Raw genomic sequence first — 14,653 nt, 5'->3', positions numbered from 1 at the left:
AGATGAACAATGCACACTCGGTGAGCTTCGGCCCCTATACCTTTCATCGCGATCAACGTCTGGTCAGCAAGACCGGCCAGCCGGTGCCATTGGGTGGGCGTGCGCTGGATATCCTCGCGATACTGTTGGAGACGCCGGGGCAATTTGTCAGCAAGGACACCTTGATCGGCCGGGTCTGGCCGAGCAGCGTGGTGGAAGAAAGTAATTTGCGCGTGCACATCGCAGCCCTGCGTCGTGCGCTGGACGGACAACGCTATATCCTCAATGAACCGCAACGCGGCTACTGCTTCGTGGCGTCGTCACCGGTGCCGTCACCGCGGCTTCGGCACAATCTGGCCGCACGGCTCAGCCCAGTGATCGGCCGCGACGAACTGCTGGGCAGCCTGGTGAGACGCCTGGGCGGCCAACGGCTGATGATGCTCACCGGCTGCGCCGGCATCGGCAAGAGCACCCTGGCACTGGCGCTGGCCGAACGGGTGTTGCCGCGTTATCGCGATGGCGTGTGGTGGCTGGACCTGGCAACTGTGCAGGCGCCGAACCGGTTGCTGGACTACCTGAGCGAAACCCTGCACCTCCAACCCTGTGTCGGCGCCCATGCACTGTGCGAGCAATTGGCCGCCCGGCAACTGTTGCTGGTGCTCGATAATGCCGATTTGTTGCTGGGCGCCTGCCGTCATCTGGTGCATACACTGCAAGCCAGGGCGCCTCAGGTGAGCGTGCTGCTGACCAGCCGCGAAACCTTGCAGGTGCCCGGCGAATGGGTGCACCACGTGCCACGGCTGGCGCTGCCGACGTCGGCTGACCGGGGCGGTGTCGAGCAGGCCATGCTGTATCCGGCCCTGCAATTGTTTGTGGCGCGGGTGCGTGCAGGTCAGCAGGGATTTGTACTGCGGTCTGAGGACCTGGCGCCGTTGTGCGATATCTGCCGGCGTCTGGACGGCATCCCGCTGGCGCTGGAACTGGCGGCGGCCCAGGTTGAAGCCCTGGGAATACGCGGGTTGCAAAAGCAGTTACACAACGGCGTGCACGTGTTAAGGCGTGGCCGACGCACGGCGGTCGAGCGCCATCAGTCGCTGACGGCGGCGCTGGATTGGACGTATCAACGCCTGAGCCTGCCGCAGCGTTGGCTGTTCCTGCAATTGGCGCTGTTCAAAAGCGCGGTGACGTTGCCGGCCTTGACCGAACTGGTGGCCGGCACTGAACTTGCGCACGCCGACCTGGCTTACCTGCTGGCACGCCTGGTCGCGACGTCTTCCCTGGTGGTCGAGCCCGGCCCCGGCCCGCGGCGCTATCGGCTGCTCAACAGTGTGCGCAGCTACGCCCTGGCGCAGCTGCGTGACCCGTTGCAGGTGGCGCGTTTGCAGCAGGGCTATGGGCATTATCTGGGGCCATTTTCAGGCCGACCGTTTGTCCTGCAACTGGTCGAGCAGGCTGCGCACGCGGACTAGATCCTGGGTGGCATAGCCTTCGGTAAATTGCCCGTAGACCGAATTCAACAGCTCACGTGCTGCCCGCACACGGCCCTGGCTTTGCCACAGGCAAGCCAGTGAGGTCGCGCAGCGCAACTGCCAGGCCAGTGCGCCTTGCTCGTGCGCCAAGCCCAATGCCTCCAGCAGCAGCGATTCGCGCGCGCGCAGGTCGGGCAGGGCCTCGGCGCGCACCCTGAGAATCTCGGCCGTGCACCAACCGGCCGCGCCGTTTCTGGCGCGCTCAAATACCGTGTCATCTACCTGCGCGGCATTGAAGGTCACCAGTATGTCCTGAACCAGGCCCAGGCCCAGGCCTTGCAATGTCGCATGGGGTGCGGTGCCCTCGTAATGCCGCGCCCAGGTATGAAACAACTGCACCGAATGTTTCTGTGAGTGCTCCAGCAGCAGCGTCAGCAGCGCGTGCGCCGCGCCGCTGCCATCGTTGTAGTGGGCAATCGGTACGCTGGCCAGGGCCAGGGTGTAGCAGATAGAGGTGCCGTGGTTGATCTGCAACGCCAGCTCCAGCGCCTGGTTTGCCATTCGTGCGGCCCGCTCTGGAAACCCGCGCAGCCACAGGATGCGCGCCAGCACCGTCAGCGACGCCACACTCTGGTCGTATTGCACGCCAAAGCCATGGGTGAAACGGTTGAGATGGCCGCTGTGGGCCATGCGCTGTAGTACTTGTTCGGCATTGTGCAGGGCCAGGACCTGGTTGCCCGCGAAATGCTGGGCCAGTACCCGTAAGCGCTGGGCACTCAAATCCAGCAGCGGATCGGTGCGCGGGTCGAGGCGGTCGAACTGCATGCTCTGCTCCAGCGCCTCACGGTAGCGGCCGGCACACAGGTTGACCGCCATGTGCCCGGAGACGGCTCGCAACTGGCCCCCATTGTCTTGGAGCGCTTGCGCCAGGCGCCGGGCCGCCACAAACGCAGCGATGGTCTGCGGTGCGCCGCCCAAGGCGTGATAGGACAGGCTGCCCAGGGCCAGTTGCAGTTGCATGGTCAACTGCGTGCAGGGCGCGCCCGATTGCGGCATCAGCGCCAGGGCCTGGTCTACGTACAGCCCATGTTCGCGCAGCAGCGACAACTCCTGCCACAAGGGCATGGCGCTGACCGTCAGGCGAATGCCCAGCAGGTGCGCGCCGTGGTCGCCCAAGCCCCAGTCGAGGGCGGCGCGAATGTCCTCGCGCAACGGCGCATAACGGTTGATCCACAGCTCGGTGGCAGTGAATTCCCAGTCTTCCCGCGCCTGGTCCATCAGCGCCAGACAGCGCGCCGCATGGCGTTCGCGTGTGCTGTCGAGTTCAGCTGCGTGGTCGAGCTTTTCCAGGGCATAGCTGCGGGTGACATCCAGCAGACGATAGACCATGTCATCATCGCCGGCCTCGACGTTGAGTAGCGACTTGGCCACCAGTTGGGTGATCGAACCCAGCACTTCGGCCGGTGCGATCTGCTCCCCGGCGATCACCGCCGCCGCGCTTGCCAGGCTGAACCCGCCGCGAAACACCGCGAGGCGGCGCAGGCAGATCTGTTCGCACGCGGTGAGCAGGTTAAAACTCCAATCCAGCGTGGCGCGCAAGGTTTGCTGGCGGGGCAGGTCGCTGCGCAGGCCACGGTTGAGCAGGCGCAGATTGTCCTCCATCTGCACCAGCAAACCCGGCAAGCCGAAGCGCTCGATCTGCGTGGCGACCAATTCGATTGCCAGGGGAATGCCGTCCAGGCGCTTGCAGATCTCGATCGCCAGGGGCAGTTGCGCCTCGCTGAGCTCAAAACTGTCCTGGTGCGACATGGCACGCTCGATCAGCAGTTGCAAGGCCGGGTAGCCGAGTGCCTGGGCGCGGTTCCCGGTGGCGGGTGGGCAGGCCAGCGGCTCCAGGCGTTGCACGTACTCGCCCTCGGCGCGCAGGGCTTCGCGGCTGGTGGCCAAAATGTGCAGGTGTGGCAGGTGACGCAGCAAGGTTTCGCTGATCAGCGCGATGTCGTCCAGCAGGTGTTCGCAGTTGTCGATCACCAGCAGCAACTGCCGCGCGTGCAGGCTTCGGGCCAAGGTCAGCAGCGGGTCATGTTCGGTGGGTGCGAGGTGGAGCAGGGCGGCCAGGTTGGGCAGGATCATTGACGGCGCGCTGAGCGGCGCCAGATCCAGCAGGTGAATGCCGTCGCGGTAATGGCCGATCAATAATTCCGCCACACGCAGCGCCACGGTGGTCTTGCCGATACCGCCCGCGCCGGTCAGGGTGATGAAGCGTTGCTGCGGCAGTTGCTGCACCAGTGCGTCGATCAACACCTGGCGGCCAATCATCCGCGTACGGCGCAGTGGCAGGTTATGGCCCTGGTTGTGGGGAATACCGTCGATGGCGGTGGTCATCGGTTCAATGCTCAGGGGGGCGACAAAGCTGTAACCGCGCTGGGCGACGGTGACGATATAGCGCTGCCCGGCCTGGCCATCGCCCAGGGCCTTGCGCAACGCGGCCATATGCACACGCAGGTTGCCGTCTTCGACCACCGTTTTGGGCCATACCCGCGTGATCAGTTCCTGCTTGCTCACCACATTGCCGGCGTGCTCCAGCAAAATCAGCAAGATTTCAAGCGCGCGTCGGCTCAGGCGCAAGGGGCGGCCAGCCTCCAGCACCAGGCGCTGGCGCGGGTGGACACGGTAGGGACCGAAATGCACGGCCTGGTCGTTGAGGTCACGCATAGTGGCCCCTGTTCAGGAAAAGAGTTTGGCCAGCATATTCCAGGCCGGTGCAGACCACTAGGCTGCAATCACCTGTGATTTTTGACGGATGTGGTGACTTCGCCAGGTCATCGGGTTCACGCCCTCGCTGCGCGTGAACATATGGCAGAAGTGCGCCTGGTCGCAGAAGCCGCATTCGACGCTGATCTGGGTCAGGCTCAGGGACGAACCGGTGATCAGTTCCTTGGCCCGCTGAATGCGCTGTTGGCGAATCCACTCCTGGGGCGACAGCCCGGTGGTGCACTTGAACGCACGGGAAAAATGGCTGCGCGACAGCGCACAGGCCTGCGCCAAGTCGGCAATTGCCAGGCTTTCGCCGAGGTTGGCGAGGATCAGTTGCTTGGCAACTCGCTCGCGCCGGGGGCACAAGCCACCGGTGACGCCAAGGCGAGGGGCACAGTCATCAAGTCGGGCCATGACAAATATCCGTAGTCGATGGGAGCGTTCCCGGTGAATGGATGCAGTGTAGACCGCTGTATTTTTGGCGCCGGGCCGTCTGGCTGGCGAGTTAATCGTTGTTAATTTCGCCAGGTGCGCGCCCGGAAAAGACAGCACAGGCATGCAATCGTCGATCTGTGCGACATGCTTACCTGACGGCCTGATAACCGTTTGGATACCGCCATGAACCGCAACGACCTGCGCCGCGTCGACATGAACCTGTTGGTGATTTTCGAGGCGCTGATGTTCGAGAAGAACCTGACCCGGGTCGCCGAAAAGCTCTTCATGGGCCAGCCGGCCGTGAGTGCCGCGCTCGGGCGCCTGCGCGACTTGTTCGACGACCCATTGCTGTTGCGCAATGGGCGGGGCATGGAGCCCACGCCACGGGCGGTGGCGATACTCAAGGAGCTGCAACCGGCGATGGACACCATTTCAGGCGCGGTCAGCCGCGCCAAGGATTTCGACCCTTCCACCAGTTGCGCGGTGTTTCGTATCGGCCTGTCCGATGATGCCGAGTTCGGTCTGTTCCCGCCGTTGCTCAGCCAGCTGCGCGAAGAGGCACCGGGGATCATCGTGGTGGTACGCCGCGCCAATTACCTGTTGATGTCTTCGTTGCTGGCCAGTGGCGAGATTTCCGTGGGCGTCAGCTACACCACCGAACTGCCGGCCAATGCCAAGCGCAAGAAGCTGCGGGACATTCCCTGCAAGGTGCTGCGCGGCGACGACGGCGCGGCGCCGTTGACACTGGATGACTACTGCACGCGGCCCCATGCGATGGTGTCGTTCTCGGGGGACTTGAGCGGCAATATCGACCTTGACCTGGCGCGCATCGGCCGGGCGCGCAGGGTGGTGCTGGCGGTACCCCAGTTCAGCGGCTTGCGCGCACTGTTGGCGGGCACGCAGATCATTGCGACGGTGCCCGACTACGCCGCCTGTGCCTTGACCGAAGGCACGGTGCTGCGCGCCGAGGACCCGCCGTTCGCGATTGAAGCCTCGGAATTGTCGATGGTCTGGAGCGGCGTGCATGACAACGACCCGGCGGAGCGCTGGTTGCGCTCGCGCATCAGTGAGCATATGGCGCGTGTGGCGTGAGCGCGCCAGGCGAAACAGCACAAACATCCAATTCCTGCCCCCCGTTCCCCGCCAGACTCCCCCCATCGCTCAACTCTCCAGGGGGGAATCACACCGTATGGACCCGACACCTGAAACCAGCCCCGACGAAGTCGTCACCCTGGTCGTCAAACACCTGATCAAGGCCGGCCGTGAAGCCGATTACGAGGCCTGGTTGCGGCGCATCGTACGCATCGCCGGCGAGCGGCCCGGCCACCTCGGTGTGGATGTGGTGCGCGGTAAGCAGGGCGGGCAAGCACTGTTTACCTGCGTCTTGCGCTATCGCTCCACCGACGCGCTGCAACGCTGGCTCGACTCCCCCGAACGCCAGGCGCTGATCGCTGAAGCGGCGCCGATGCTGGCCGACGGCGACAAGACCGAAATTGGTGCGGCTAATGAGTTCTGGTTCGCGCCACTGGCCGACAGCGCCGCCAAACCGCCGCGCTGGAAGCAGGCGGTGGTCAGCCTGTGCGTGATTCTGCCGCAAACCCTGCTGCTGCCGTTTATCTGGGGGCCGATCCTGCGTCTGCACCCGTTCCTGTCCAACTATGTGGTTTCCACTTTTTTGGTGACCCTGACCATTGTGTTGCTGGTGGTTTACCTGCTGATGCCGGCCGCCACCCGCCTGTTCGCTCCCTGGCTTGAAGCCTCTGTAAAGGACACCCTATGAACGCCGATCTGATTCTGTTCAATGGCCAGTTCCACACCGTGGACCGCGAAAACCCACGGGCCACTGCGGTCGCTATCCACCAAGGCCGATTTGTCGCGGTCGGCACCGACGGCGAGGCCATGGCCCTGCGCGGCAGCGGTACCCAGGTCATCGACCTCAAGGGCCGCACCGTGATCCCCGGCCTTAACGACTCGCACTTGCACCTGATCCGTGGCGGGCTGAACTACAACCTTGAACTGCGCTGGGAAGGCGTGCCGTCACTGGCCGATGCGTTGCGCATGCTCAAGGATCAAGCCGATCGCACGCCGACGCCGCAATGGGTGCGTGTGGTGGGGGGCTGGAACGAATTCCAGTTCGCCGAAAAACGCATGCCGACCCTGGAAGAGTTGAATCAGGCCGCGCCAGATACGCCGGTGTTCGTGCTGCACCTGTATGACCGTGCCTTGCTCAACCGCGCCGCCCTGCGCGTAGCCGGTTACACCAAGGACACGCCGAACCCGCCGGGCGGCGAGATTGTGCGCGACAGCAATGGCAACCCCACCGGCATGCTGGTGGCGCGTCCCAACGCGATGATCTTGTATGCAACCCTGGCCAAGGGTCCGAAACTGCCGCTCGAATACCAGGTCAATTCGACCCGCCAGTTCATGCGTGAACTCAATCGCCTGGGCCTCACCAGCGCCATCGACGCCGGCGGTGGTTTCCAGAACTACCCGGACGACTACGCGGTGATCGAGCAACTGGCCAAGGACCAACAGCTGACGGTACGTATCGCCTACAACCTGTTCACGCAAAAGCCCAAGGAAGAGCTCAGCGACTTCAAGCACTGGACCGGCAGCGTCACCCTGCACCAGGGCGACGATTACCTGCGCCACAACGGCGCAGGCGAGATGCTGGTGTTCTCGGCGGCGGACTTTGAAGATTTCCTTGAGCCACGCCCCGACCTGCCGTTGACCATGGAGCAGGAACTGGAACCGGTGGTGCGCCACTTGGTTGAGCAGCGCTGGCCGTTCCGGCTGCACGCCACGTACGACGAATCCATTTCGCGCATGTTGGATGTGTTCGAGAAGGTCAACCGCGACATTCCGTTCAATGGTCTGCCGTGGTTCTTCGACCACGCCGAAACCATTACGCCGAAAAACATCGAGCGCGTCCGGGCCTTGGGCGGTGGTATCGCGATCCAGGACCGCATGGCGTTCCAGGGCGAGTATTTTGTCGAGCGCTACGGCGCCAAGGCCGCCGAAGCCACGCCACCGATCAAGCGCATGCTGGCCGAAGGCGTGCCGGTAGGGGCGGGCACCGACGCCACGCGGGTCTCGAGCTACAACCCCTGGACTTCGCTGTACTGGATGGTCAGCGGCCGCACCGTCGGCGGCCTGGAGCTGCACGCCGAAGGCCTGCCGCGCCTCACCGCGCTGGAATTGTTCACCCACGGCAGCGCCTGGTTCTCCTCGGAGCAGGGCAAGAAGGGCCAGATCAAGGTCGGCCAGTTGGCGGATGTGGCGGCCCTCTCGGCGGACTTCTTCAGCGTCGATGAAGAAGCCATCAAATGGATCGAGTCGGTACTGACCGTGGTCGGCGGCAAGGTGGTGTACGGCGCCGGCGACTTCGAAGATTTCGCCCCGCCCCAAGTACCGGTGCTGCCGGACTGGTCGCCGGTGGTCAAGGTGCCGGGGCACTGGCGCCCAGGTTCACCGGTGCAAGCTCAAGTGCACCACTGCAGCGGACCGTGCGGCGTGCATGCCCACGGCCATGAAAAAGCGCGGCTTTCCAGCGTACCGGTCAGCGATTTCCAGGGTTTCTGGGGCGCGTTTGGTTGCTCGTGCTTTGCCTTCTGATTTTAAAAACACCCAAAGGAGTTCACCCATGACTTACAAGCGCTTGAACAAAGATGACGCCGTTGTACTGCTGGTCGATCACCAGACCGGCCTGATTTCCCTGGTGCAAGACTTCTCTCCGAACGAGTTCAAGAACAACGTGTTGGCCCTGGCCGACGTGGCCAAGTTCTTCAACCTGCCGACCATCCTCACCACCAGTTTTGAAAGTGGCCCTAACGGTCCGTTGGTTCCGGAACTCAAGGCGCTGTTCCCGGACGCGCCTTACATCGCCCGCCCTGGCCAGATCAACGCGTGGGACAACGAAGATTTCGTCAAGGCCGTCAAGGCCACCGGCCGCAAACAGATCATCATTGCCGGCGTGGTAACGGATGTGTGCGTCGCGTTCCCGACCCTGTGCGCCCTCGCTGAAGGCTTTGAGGTGTTCGTGGTGACCGACGCCTCGGGTACCTTCAACGAAACCGTGCAACAAGCCGCTTGGGCACGCATGACGGCCGCCGGCGCACAATTGGTGAACTGGTTCTCTGTCGCCTGTGAACTGCAAGTTGACTGGCGCAACGACATGGAAGGCCTGGCCAACCTGCTGTCGCCGCGCATTCCGAACTACCGTAACCTGATGAACAGCTACTCGGCGTTTACGGCCAAGTAAGCTGCGTTTGAAGGGGTAGATTAACCCCGTAGGAGGGGGCAAGCCCCTCCTGCATTTGATTGTGTCGCAGCTGCTGACAGGCTATAAACCAGCCAAATGTCCACCGAGAAGCGACAATGAATCCCTTCGAAGAAATGCGCCTGTTCTGCCAGGTCATGGAATCCGGCAGCTTCACCGCCGCCGCCGAGCAACTGGGCCTGTCCAAGCAGTTCGTCAGCCGCCGCCTTATCCAGTTGGAAGACCGCCTCGGCGTGCGCCTGCTCAACCGCTCCACGCGTCGGCTGGACGTCACACCACTGGGCCAGAGTTATTACGAATCCGCTTTGCGCCTGCTCGGTGAAGTCGAGCAAGTGGAGCAGGGCATCGCCGGCCAGAACAGCGAACCGCGCGGCACGATTCGGCTCAGCGCGCCGTTGTCGTTTGCCATGGCCCATCTGGGCTGCCTGTTGCCGCAGTTCCTGCAACGCCACCCGCAGGTGTCGGTGGAAGTCGACTTGAGTGATCGCCCGGTGGACCTGATCGGCGAGGGCTACGACCTGGTCTTGCGCATCGGCACGCTGGAAGACTCGACCCTGATTGCTCGGCGCATCGCCAGTGTGCAGCGAGTGTATTGCGCCAGCCCTGATTACCTCGCCGCCAAGGGTACGCCGCTCAGGCCTGAAGACCTGGCCGACCACGACTGCCTGCCCTACGGCCATGGCCGCCAAGTGCAATGGCGCTTCAAAGGCAAGTTGCAGGCGCTCAGCGTCAGTGGACGCATGCGCGTAAACAATGGCGAGTTGCTGCGCGACACTGCGATCGCCGGGTTGGGCGTGACCTACCTGCCGACTTTTATTGTTGCCGAGGCGTTGAAAGACGGGCGCTTGGTAACCCTGCTGGACGACTTCGCCCCCGAGGCCCTGACCTTGTCGGCGGTGTACCCGCAGCACCGGCAAAGTTCGCGGCCAGTGCAGGCGCTGGTGGAGTTTTTGCGCGAACGCCTGGCCAGCGGTTGCTGACCCACACGCATCTATTGTGAAGACTGGCTTATGTGGGAGCTGGCTTGCCTGCGATAGCATCACCTTGGTGTGACTGACACACCGAGGTGACTGCATCGCAGGCAAGCCAGCTCCCACACAAGCCAGCTCCCACACATATTCAAGGGGCGACAAGATTGGCCAACGTTGAACCTTGCACATACCGCTGCAGATTCGCCAGGAACGTGTCGGCAATCTCCTGCTGGCTGTTGGTCGAAATCGCCGAGGTATGCGGCGACAACCGCACCCGCGCATGGCTGTACAACGGGTGGCCCTGCGGCAGTGGCTCCGGCTCGGTCACATCCAGCGAGGCCAGGCCGATCTGACCGTTATCCAGGGCTTCCAGCAGGGCCTCCTGATCCAGCAAACCACCGCGCGCAATATTGATCAGGTGCAATCCCGGCTTGGCGCTGCCGAGCACATCACGGTCGACAATATGCCGCGTGGCCTCGGTGAGCGGCGCCGCCAGCACCAGGTGGTCGGCGCGGGCGAACAGGTCGTGGATGTCCTTGGCGGCCTCAACATGGTCCACCTCAAAGGGTGCCTGGCTCTGGCGCAGCGCAACCACGTTGATCCCCAAGGCCTGGGCTTTTTGCGCCAGGCTCTTGCCGATCGCACCAAAGCCGAGAATGCCCAATGTGCTGCCCTTGAGCGGGCGCAGCGCGGTGAATGTCCACTGGGCATCCTTCACCCAGATAGCCGGCAAATGCTTGGCCGCCGCAAAGATCGCCGCCAGGGCGAACTCGGCAAGGTTATCGGCCGCACTGCCCCGTGAGGTGGTCACCGGCGGGCCGTTGAACAGCCACTGCGGGTAGAAGTCGATGCCCGACGACACCAGGTGTACCCACTGCGCGCCATACGGCCAGCCCGGCGGCGGAGTATCGGGCGCGGTGTAGCCGCGCACATTGATAGGGCGCAGCAGCAGGATATTGGCCTGGGGCGGCAGGTCGCTGGGCACACCGGCCGGCACGCCGATCACCTGGGCATGGGGGTGGATCGAGGCAAGGCGTTCGCGCAATACCTGGTTGTAATCTTCGTCCAGCTGGCTGGCGATAATCACCTGACTCATGAGCGTTCCTTATTCATTGTTGCGCACGTTGAGCGAACACCGCTTTACCCACACCTTGCAGCACCGCGTCGTTCTGCGGCGTATGCACGCGGCTGCACAGCACGTCGCGGTAATGCCGTTGCAGCGGGCTATGGCGCGACAGGCCAGGGTTGCCCGAGGCTTCGATGGCCAGCTCCACGGCGCGGATCGCATTGCCGGTCACCAGGTATTTAAGCTGCGCCGCATTGGCGGCTGGCGTGTGGCCCTGGGCGGCGGCCTCGAGCAGGCTGCGGTTGGCAAACAGCAGGGTGTCGATATGGCCGACGGTTTCCTGAAAACGCGGCAGGCTCGACAGCGCGGCGCCGAGGTTGGACGGCTTGCGCTGCTCCAGCCAGTTCACCAGCCAGTCCCGCGCCGCCTGGGCCACGGCGTCGTACACCGACGACAGCAGCACCGACATCCACAGGAACCCCTCGCCATCCAGCTCAGGTTGCGGTGCGCTCCAGGGGCTGACGCTGACGGCATGGTCCAGCGGCACCAGGACATTATCGAGCACCACTTCGTGGCTGCAGGTGGCGCGCATGCCCAGATGGTCCCAAGTGTCGATGATGCTCACGCCGGGGCTGTTTTTCGGCACCAGCCAGGCGCCCACCAGCGGGTCGGCATCATCACTGCGCGCCCACACGCTGAACCAGCTCAGGCCGTGGCTGCCGGTGGAGTAAATCTTGCGGCCGCTGATGCGCCAGCCGTCAGCGGTGCGCACCGCCGTGGTTGCCGGCAGCCCGCCACGGGCCGGGGTGCCCAGGTCAGGTTCGACGCGCAGCGCGTTGATCAACGCTCCGTTGCGCACGGCGTCTTCGGCGACTTGTACGCGCAGGTGCTGCGGCCAGGTTTTGCTGTCTTGCAGGCGTGTGTGTTGCAGGTACTGCATCACCAGAATCAGCGCGGTAGACGGCTCGCCCCTGGCAATCGCGCTGATGGCCTTGCGCGCCTGCGCCAAGCTTGCGCCGCCACCGCCCAGGGCCTTGGGCACGGTGAGGGCGACCAGGCCATGTTCATGCAGCCGCGTGAAGTTGGCGTGGGGGAAGGCGCCGCTTTCGTCATACAGGTGCGCGCTGCTGGCCAGCTCGGCGCTGAGGCGTTCGAGCAGGGCGTCGAATTGCGCCGACCCCTGTGGGAGCTGGCTTGCCTGCGATGGCGGTGGATCAGCCACCCGCAATGCAGGCCCAGAGACCGCTATCGCAGGCAAGCCAGCTCCCACATTGGCTAATCGGTTGAGAGGCTCACTCATGCCAGCGCTTCCTGTTGCACTTCAACTTCGCTGTACCGATTGGTCGGCACCTCCAGCCCCAGGTTATCGCGCAAGGTCTGGCCGCTGTACTCGCTGCGAAACAGCCCGCGCTGCTGCAGCACCGGCACCACCAGTTCGGTGAAGTACTGCAAGCCATCCGGCAGTACCGAGTTGATGATGAAGCCGTCGCTGGCGCCGGACTCGAACCAGGTTTGAATCGCATCGGCGACCTGCTCCGGGGTACCGACAAACTCGCGCTTGGGCCGCGAAAAACGCAAGGCCACTTCGCGCAGGGTCAGGCCTTCGTCCCTGGCCAGTTGCTTGATACGGTCAGAACCGCCTTTCTGGCTGTTGCTGCCCAGGTCGCCAAGCTCCGGGAACGGTGCGTCCAGCGGGTATTGGCTGAAGTCGTGGTCGTTGAAGGGGCGGCCCAGCGCCACAATCGCATCTTCGACGGTGACCAGGTCCACGGCCTGCTGATAACGGCTTTCCACCTCGGCAGCATCGCGCCCGACAATCGGACGAATGCCCGGCAAAATCGACAGGCTGCCCGCATCACGGCCAAAACCCTTGGCGCGGCGTTTCAAATCAGCCGAGTAAGCCTTGGCTTCTTCGAGCGTCTCGACATGCACAAAAATCGCATCGGAATGCTCAGCGGCAAAGTTGCGCCCATCTTCAGAGGTGCCCGCCTGGAAAATCACCGGCTGGCCCTGGCGCGAGCGGGCGATGTTCAGCGGGCCTTTGACCGAGAAAAACTCGCCCTTGTGGTTCAGTGCATGCAGCTTGTCGGGGGTGAAAAACTCGCCGCTCTGCTTGTTGTAGGCAAAGGCGTCGTCTTCCCAGGAATCCCACAGGCCCTTGACCACGTTCAAGTGTTCCTTGGCGATGCGGTAGCGCACGGCGTGGGGCGGGTGCTCGGCTTTGCCGAAGTTGTCGGCGGTGCCGCTCAGCCAGGAGGTGACCACGTTCCAGCCGGCGCGGCCGCCGCTGATATGGTCCAAAGAGGCGAACTGGCGCGCCACCTGGTAGGGCTCGGTGTAGCTGACGGTCACGGTGGCGACCAGGCCGATGTGGGTGGTCAACGCGGCAAGGGCCGAGAGAAGGGTCAGCGGCTCGAAACGGTTGAGGTAGTGCGGGCTGGATTTGGCGTGAATGTGCAGGCTGTCGGCGATAAACACGAAGTCGAACTTGGCGCTTTCGGCCAACTCGGCCTGCTGTTTGTAGAAGCCAAAGTTGGTACTGGCATTCGGTTGCGCCTGCGGATGGCGCCATTCGCCCCAGCCGTGACCGACACCGTGGACCATAGCGCCCAGTTTCAGATGACGTGGCGTGCTCATGTGCGGCTCCTTGCTTAGCGCGATGCTTGGGAAGTGGGAAAACGTTCGGCGTTAAAGCTCGTGTCGAAACCCTGGGACACGTCGATGCGCTTGGGCAGCAGGCCTTCCTTCTGATAGGTGTCGGCGGTCGCTTGCAGGCCCTTGATCACGCTGTCGTCAATCACCACGGGGTTCAGTTGCGTGTCTTTGGCCACCTCCAGGTGCACCGCCAAGGGCAGGCCGGTAATTTTGGCTTGGGCAGCGGCGTATTCATCCGGGTGTGTGTTGGCCCAGGCGTAGGCACGGTCAACGCGGGCCACGAAGTCATCCAGTTGCGGGCGTTTGTTGGCGATGGCTTGGCTGGTGGCGGCGAAATACAGGTGGTTGCTCAACAATTGCTTGCCGCTGACCAGGACCCGGGCGTGGCTTTGTGAGGTGACTACCGTCGTGTAGGGGTCCCAAGTGGCCCAGGCGTCAACGGTGCCGTTGTCCAGTACCAGCCGGGATTCAGCGGGCAGCAGGAAAATGAATTGCACATCCTTGGTCGTCAGGCCTGCGCTGGCCAAGGCCCTGATCGCCAGGTAGTGCCCGATGGAGCCGCGTCCGGTGACAATTTTTTTGCCCTTGAGGTCGGCGGCCGTCTTGATCGGCGAGTCCTTGGGCACCACCAGGGCGGTGGTGTTGCGCCCTTCGGCGTGGATGATGCTGACCACCTTGAGCGCGGCACCGGCGCCCAAGGCGAACACATACGGCGCGTCGCCGAGGGCGCCAATATCGACGGCGCCCGCGTTCAGGGCTTCGCCCAGCGGCGAGGCGGAAGGGAACTCCGACCACTGGATTTGATAGGGCACGTTGTTGGTTTCGCCCGAGGCTTCCAGCAATGCCTTGATCGTGGATTTCTGGTTGGCCACGCGTAGCGGTTGCAGATCGGCGGCGTGTGCAGTGCTGATCAGGCCGAGGGCCAGGGCGCTGCTCAGCAGCAGGTGTTTGAAGGGCGTGCTAAAGACCATGATGGATAAATCCCAGGCAAATTGAAAAAGTGTGGGTTACCTCCGCCTGGCAAGGGGTCGGTGCGGCCTGC

Annotated in this window: 12 protein-coding genes; 6 read left to right on the top strand and 6 right to left on the bottom strand. The window is 63.5% G+C overall.

The features are described 5' to 3' along the window. The first annotated feature begins 2 nt into the window (after nucleotides 1–2). Nucleotides 3–1,448, top strand: a complete 1,446-nt coding sequence (locus tag ACQY47_RS03150) for a winged helix-turn-helix domain-containing protein (protein ID WP_428555528.1) — start codon at nucleotides 3–5, stop codon at nucleotides 1,446–1,448. Here ACQY47_RS03150 and ACQY47_RS03145 read toward each other — a convergent pair. Together ACQY47_RS03145 and ACQY47_RS03140 are read right to left on the bottom strand one after the other, a co-directional pair. After that, on the bottom strand, nucleotides 1,395–4,163 hold the full coding sequence (locus ACQY47_RS03145; protein WP_428555525.1) for an ATP-binding protein: 2,769 nt from the start codon (nucleotides 4,161–4,163) through the stop codon (nucleotides 1,395–1,397). The genes ACQY47_RS03150 and ACQY47_RS03145 overlap by 54 nt on opposite strands. Before the next feature lie 57 nt (nucleotides 4,164–4,220). After that, a complete protein-coding gene (locus ACQY47_RS03140; protein WP_017137753.1) occupies nucleotides 4,221–4,619 on the bottom strand; it encodes a helix-turn-helix domain-containing protein in 399 nt (132 codons plus the stop codon). A gap of 204 nt (nucleotides 4,620–4,823) precedes the next feature. On the opposite strand from ACQY47_RS03140, the gene ACQY47_RS03135 reads away from it, so the two are divergent. From ACQY47_RS03135 to ACQY47_RS03115, 5 genes are all read left to right on the top strand, one after another. Then, complete coding sequence (locus ACQY47_RS03135; protein WP_017137754.1) at nucleotides 4,824–5,732, top strand: LysR substrate-binding domain-containing protein; 909 nt, start codon at nucleotides 4,824–4,826, stop codon at nucleotides 5,730–5,732. 97 nt (nucleotides 5,733–5,829) lie between these two features. Beyond that, the gene (locus tag ACQY47_RS03130) at nucleotides 5,830–6,420 is read left to right on the top strand and encodes an antibiotic biosynthesis monooxygenase (protein ID WP_017137755.1); all 591 of its coding nucleotides are present in this window, start codon (nucleotides 5,830–5,832) and stop codon (nucleotides 6,418–6,420) included. Continuing rightward, nucleotides 6,417–8,255, top strand: a complete 1,839-nt coding sequence (locus ACQY47_RS03125) for an amidohydrolase (protein WP_056857894.1) — start codon at nucleotides 6,417–6,419, stop codon at nucleotides 8,253–8,255. Before ACQY47_RS03130 ends, ACQY47_RS03125 begins: the two co-directional genes overlap by 4 nt. Nucleotides 8,256–8,283: 28 nt before the next feature. Continuing rightward, nucleotides 8,284–8,901, top strand: a complete 618-nt coding sequence (gene ycaC / locus ACQY47_RS03120; protein WP_017137757.1) for an isochorismate family cysteine hydrolase YcaC — start codon at nucleotides 8,284–8,286, stop codon at nucleotides 8,899–8,901. A 116-nt stretch (nucleotides 8,902–9,017) separates the two neighbouring features. Then, nucleotides 9,018–9,899, top strand: coding sequence for a LysR family transcriptional regulator (locus ACQY47_RS03115; protein WP_428555518.1), 882 nt, complete (start codon nucleotides 9,018–9,020; stop codon nucleotides 9,897–9,899). Between the two features lie 139 nt (nucleotides 9,900–10,038). Here ACQY47_RS03115 and ACQY47_RS03110 read toward each other — a convergent pair whose 3' ends face one another. The 4 genes from ACQY47_RS03110 to ACQY47_RS03095 are packed head-to-tail and all read right to left on the bottom strand — an operon-like array spanning nucleotide 10,039 to nucleotide 14,582. Further along, nucleotides 10,039–10,986 (bottom strand): D-isomer specific 2-hydroxyacid dehydrogenase family protein, encoded by a 948-nt coding sequence (locus ACQY47_RS03110; RefSeq protein ID WP_138454135.1) that lies wholly within the window; start codon nucleotides 10,984–10,986, stop codon nucleotides 10,039–10,041. Nucleotides 10,987–10,999: 13 nt separating this feature from the next. Then, nucleotides 11,000–12,256 (bottom strand): acyl-CoA dehydrogenase family protein, encoded by a 1,257-nt coding sequence (locus ACQY47_RS03105; RefSeq protein WP_428555515.1) that lies wholly within the window; start codon nucleotides 12,254–12,256, stop codon nucleotides 11,000–11,002. Beyond that, the gene (locus ACQY47_RS03100) at nucleotides 12,253–13,593 is read right to left on the bottom strand and encodes an LLM class flavin-dependent oxidoreductase (RefSeq protein WP_428555512.1); all 1,341 of its coding nucleotides are present in this window, start codon (nucleotides 13,591–13,593) and stop codon (nucleotides 12,253–12,255) included. Before ACQY47_RS03100 ends, ACQY47_RS03105 begins: the two co-directional genes overlap by 4 nt. A 14-nt stretch (nucleotides 13,594–13,607) precedes the next feature. Continuing rightward, nucleotides 13,608–14,582: an ABC transporter substrate-binding protein gene (locus ACQY47_RS03095; protein ID WP_428555509.1), complete on the bottom strand. Its 975-nt coding sequence runs from the start codon at nucleotides 14,580–14,582 to the stop codon at nucleotides 13,608–13,610. Between the last annotated feature and the right edge of the window lie 71 nt (nucleotides 14,583–14,653).

Source organism: Pseudomonas edaphica (assembly GCF_965277385.1).
Classification (GTDB): Bacteria; Pseudomonadota; Gammaproteobacteria; order Pseudomonadales; family Pseudomonadaceae; genus Aquipseudomonas; species Aquipseudomonas edaphica.
Note: the sequence above shows the minus strand (reverse complement) of the source record. Positions and strands in the feature narration are given on the sequence as shown.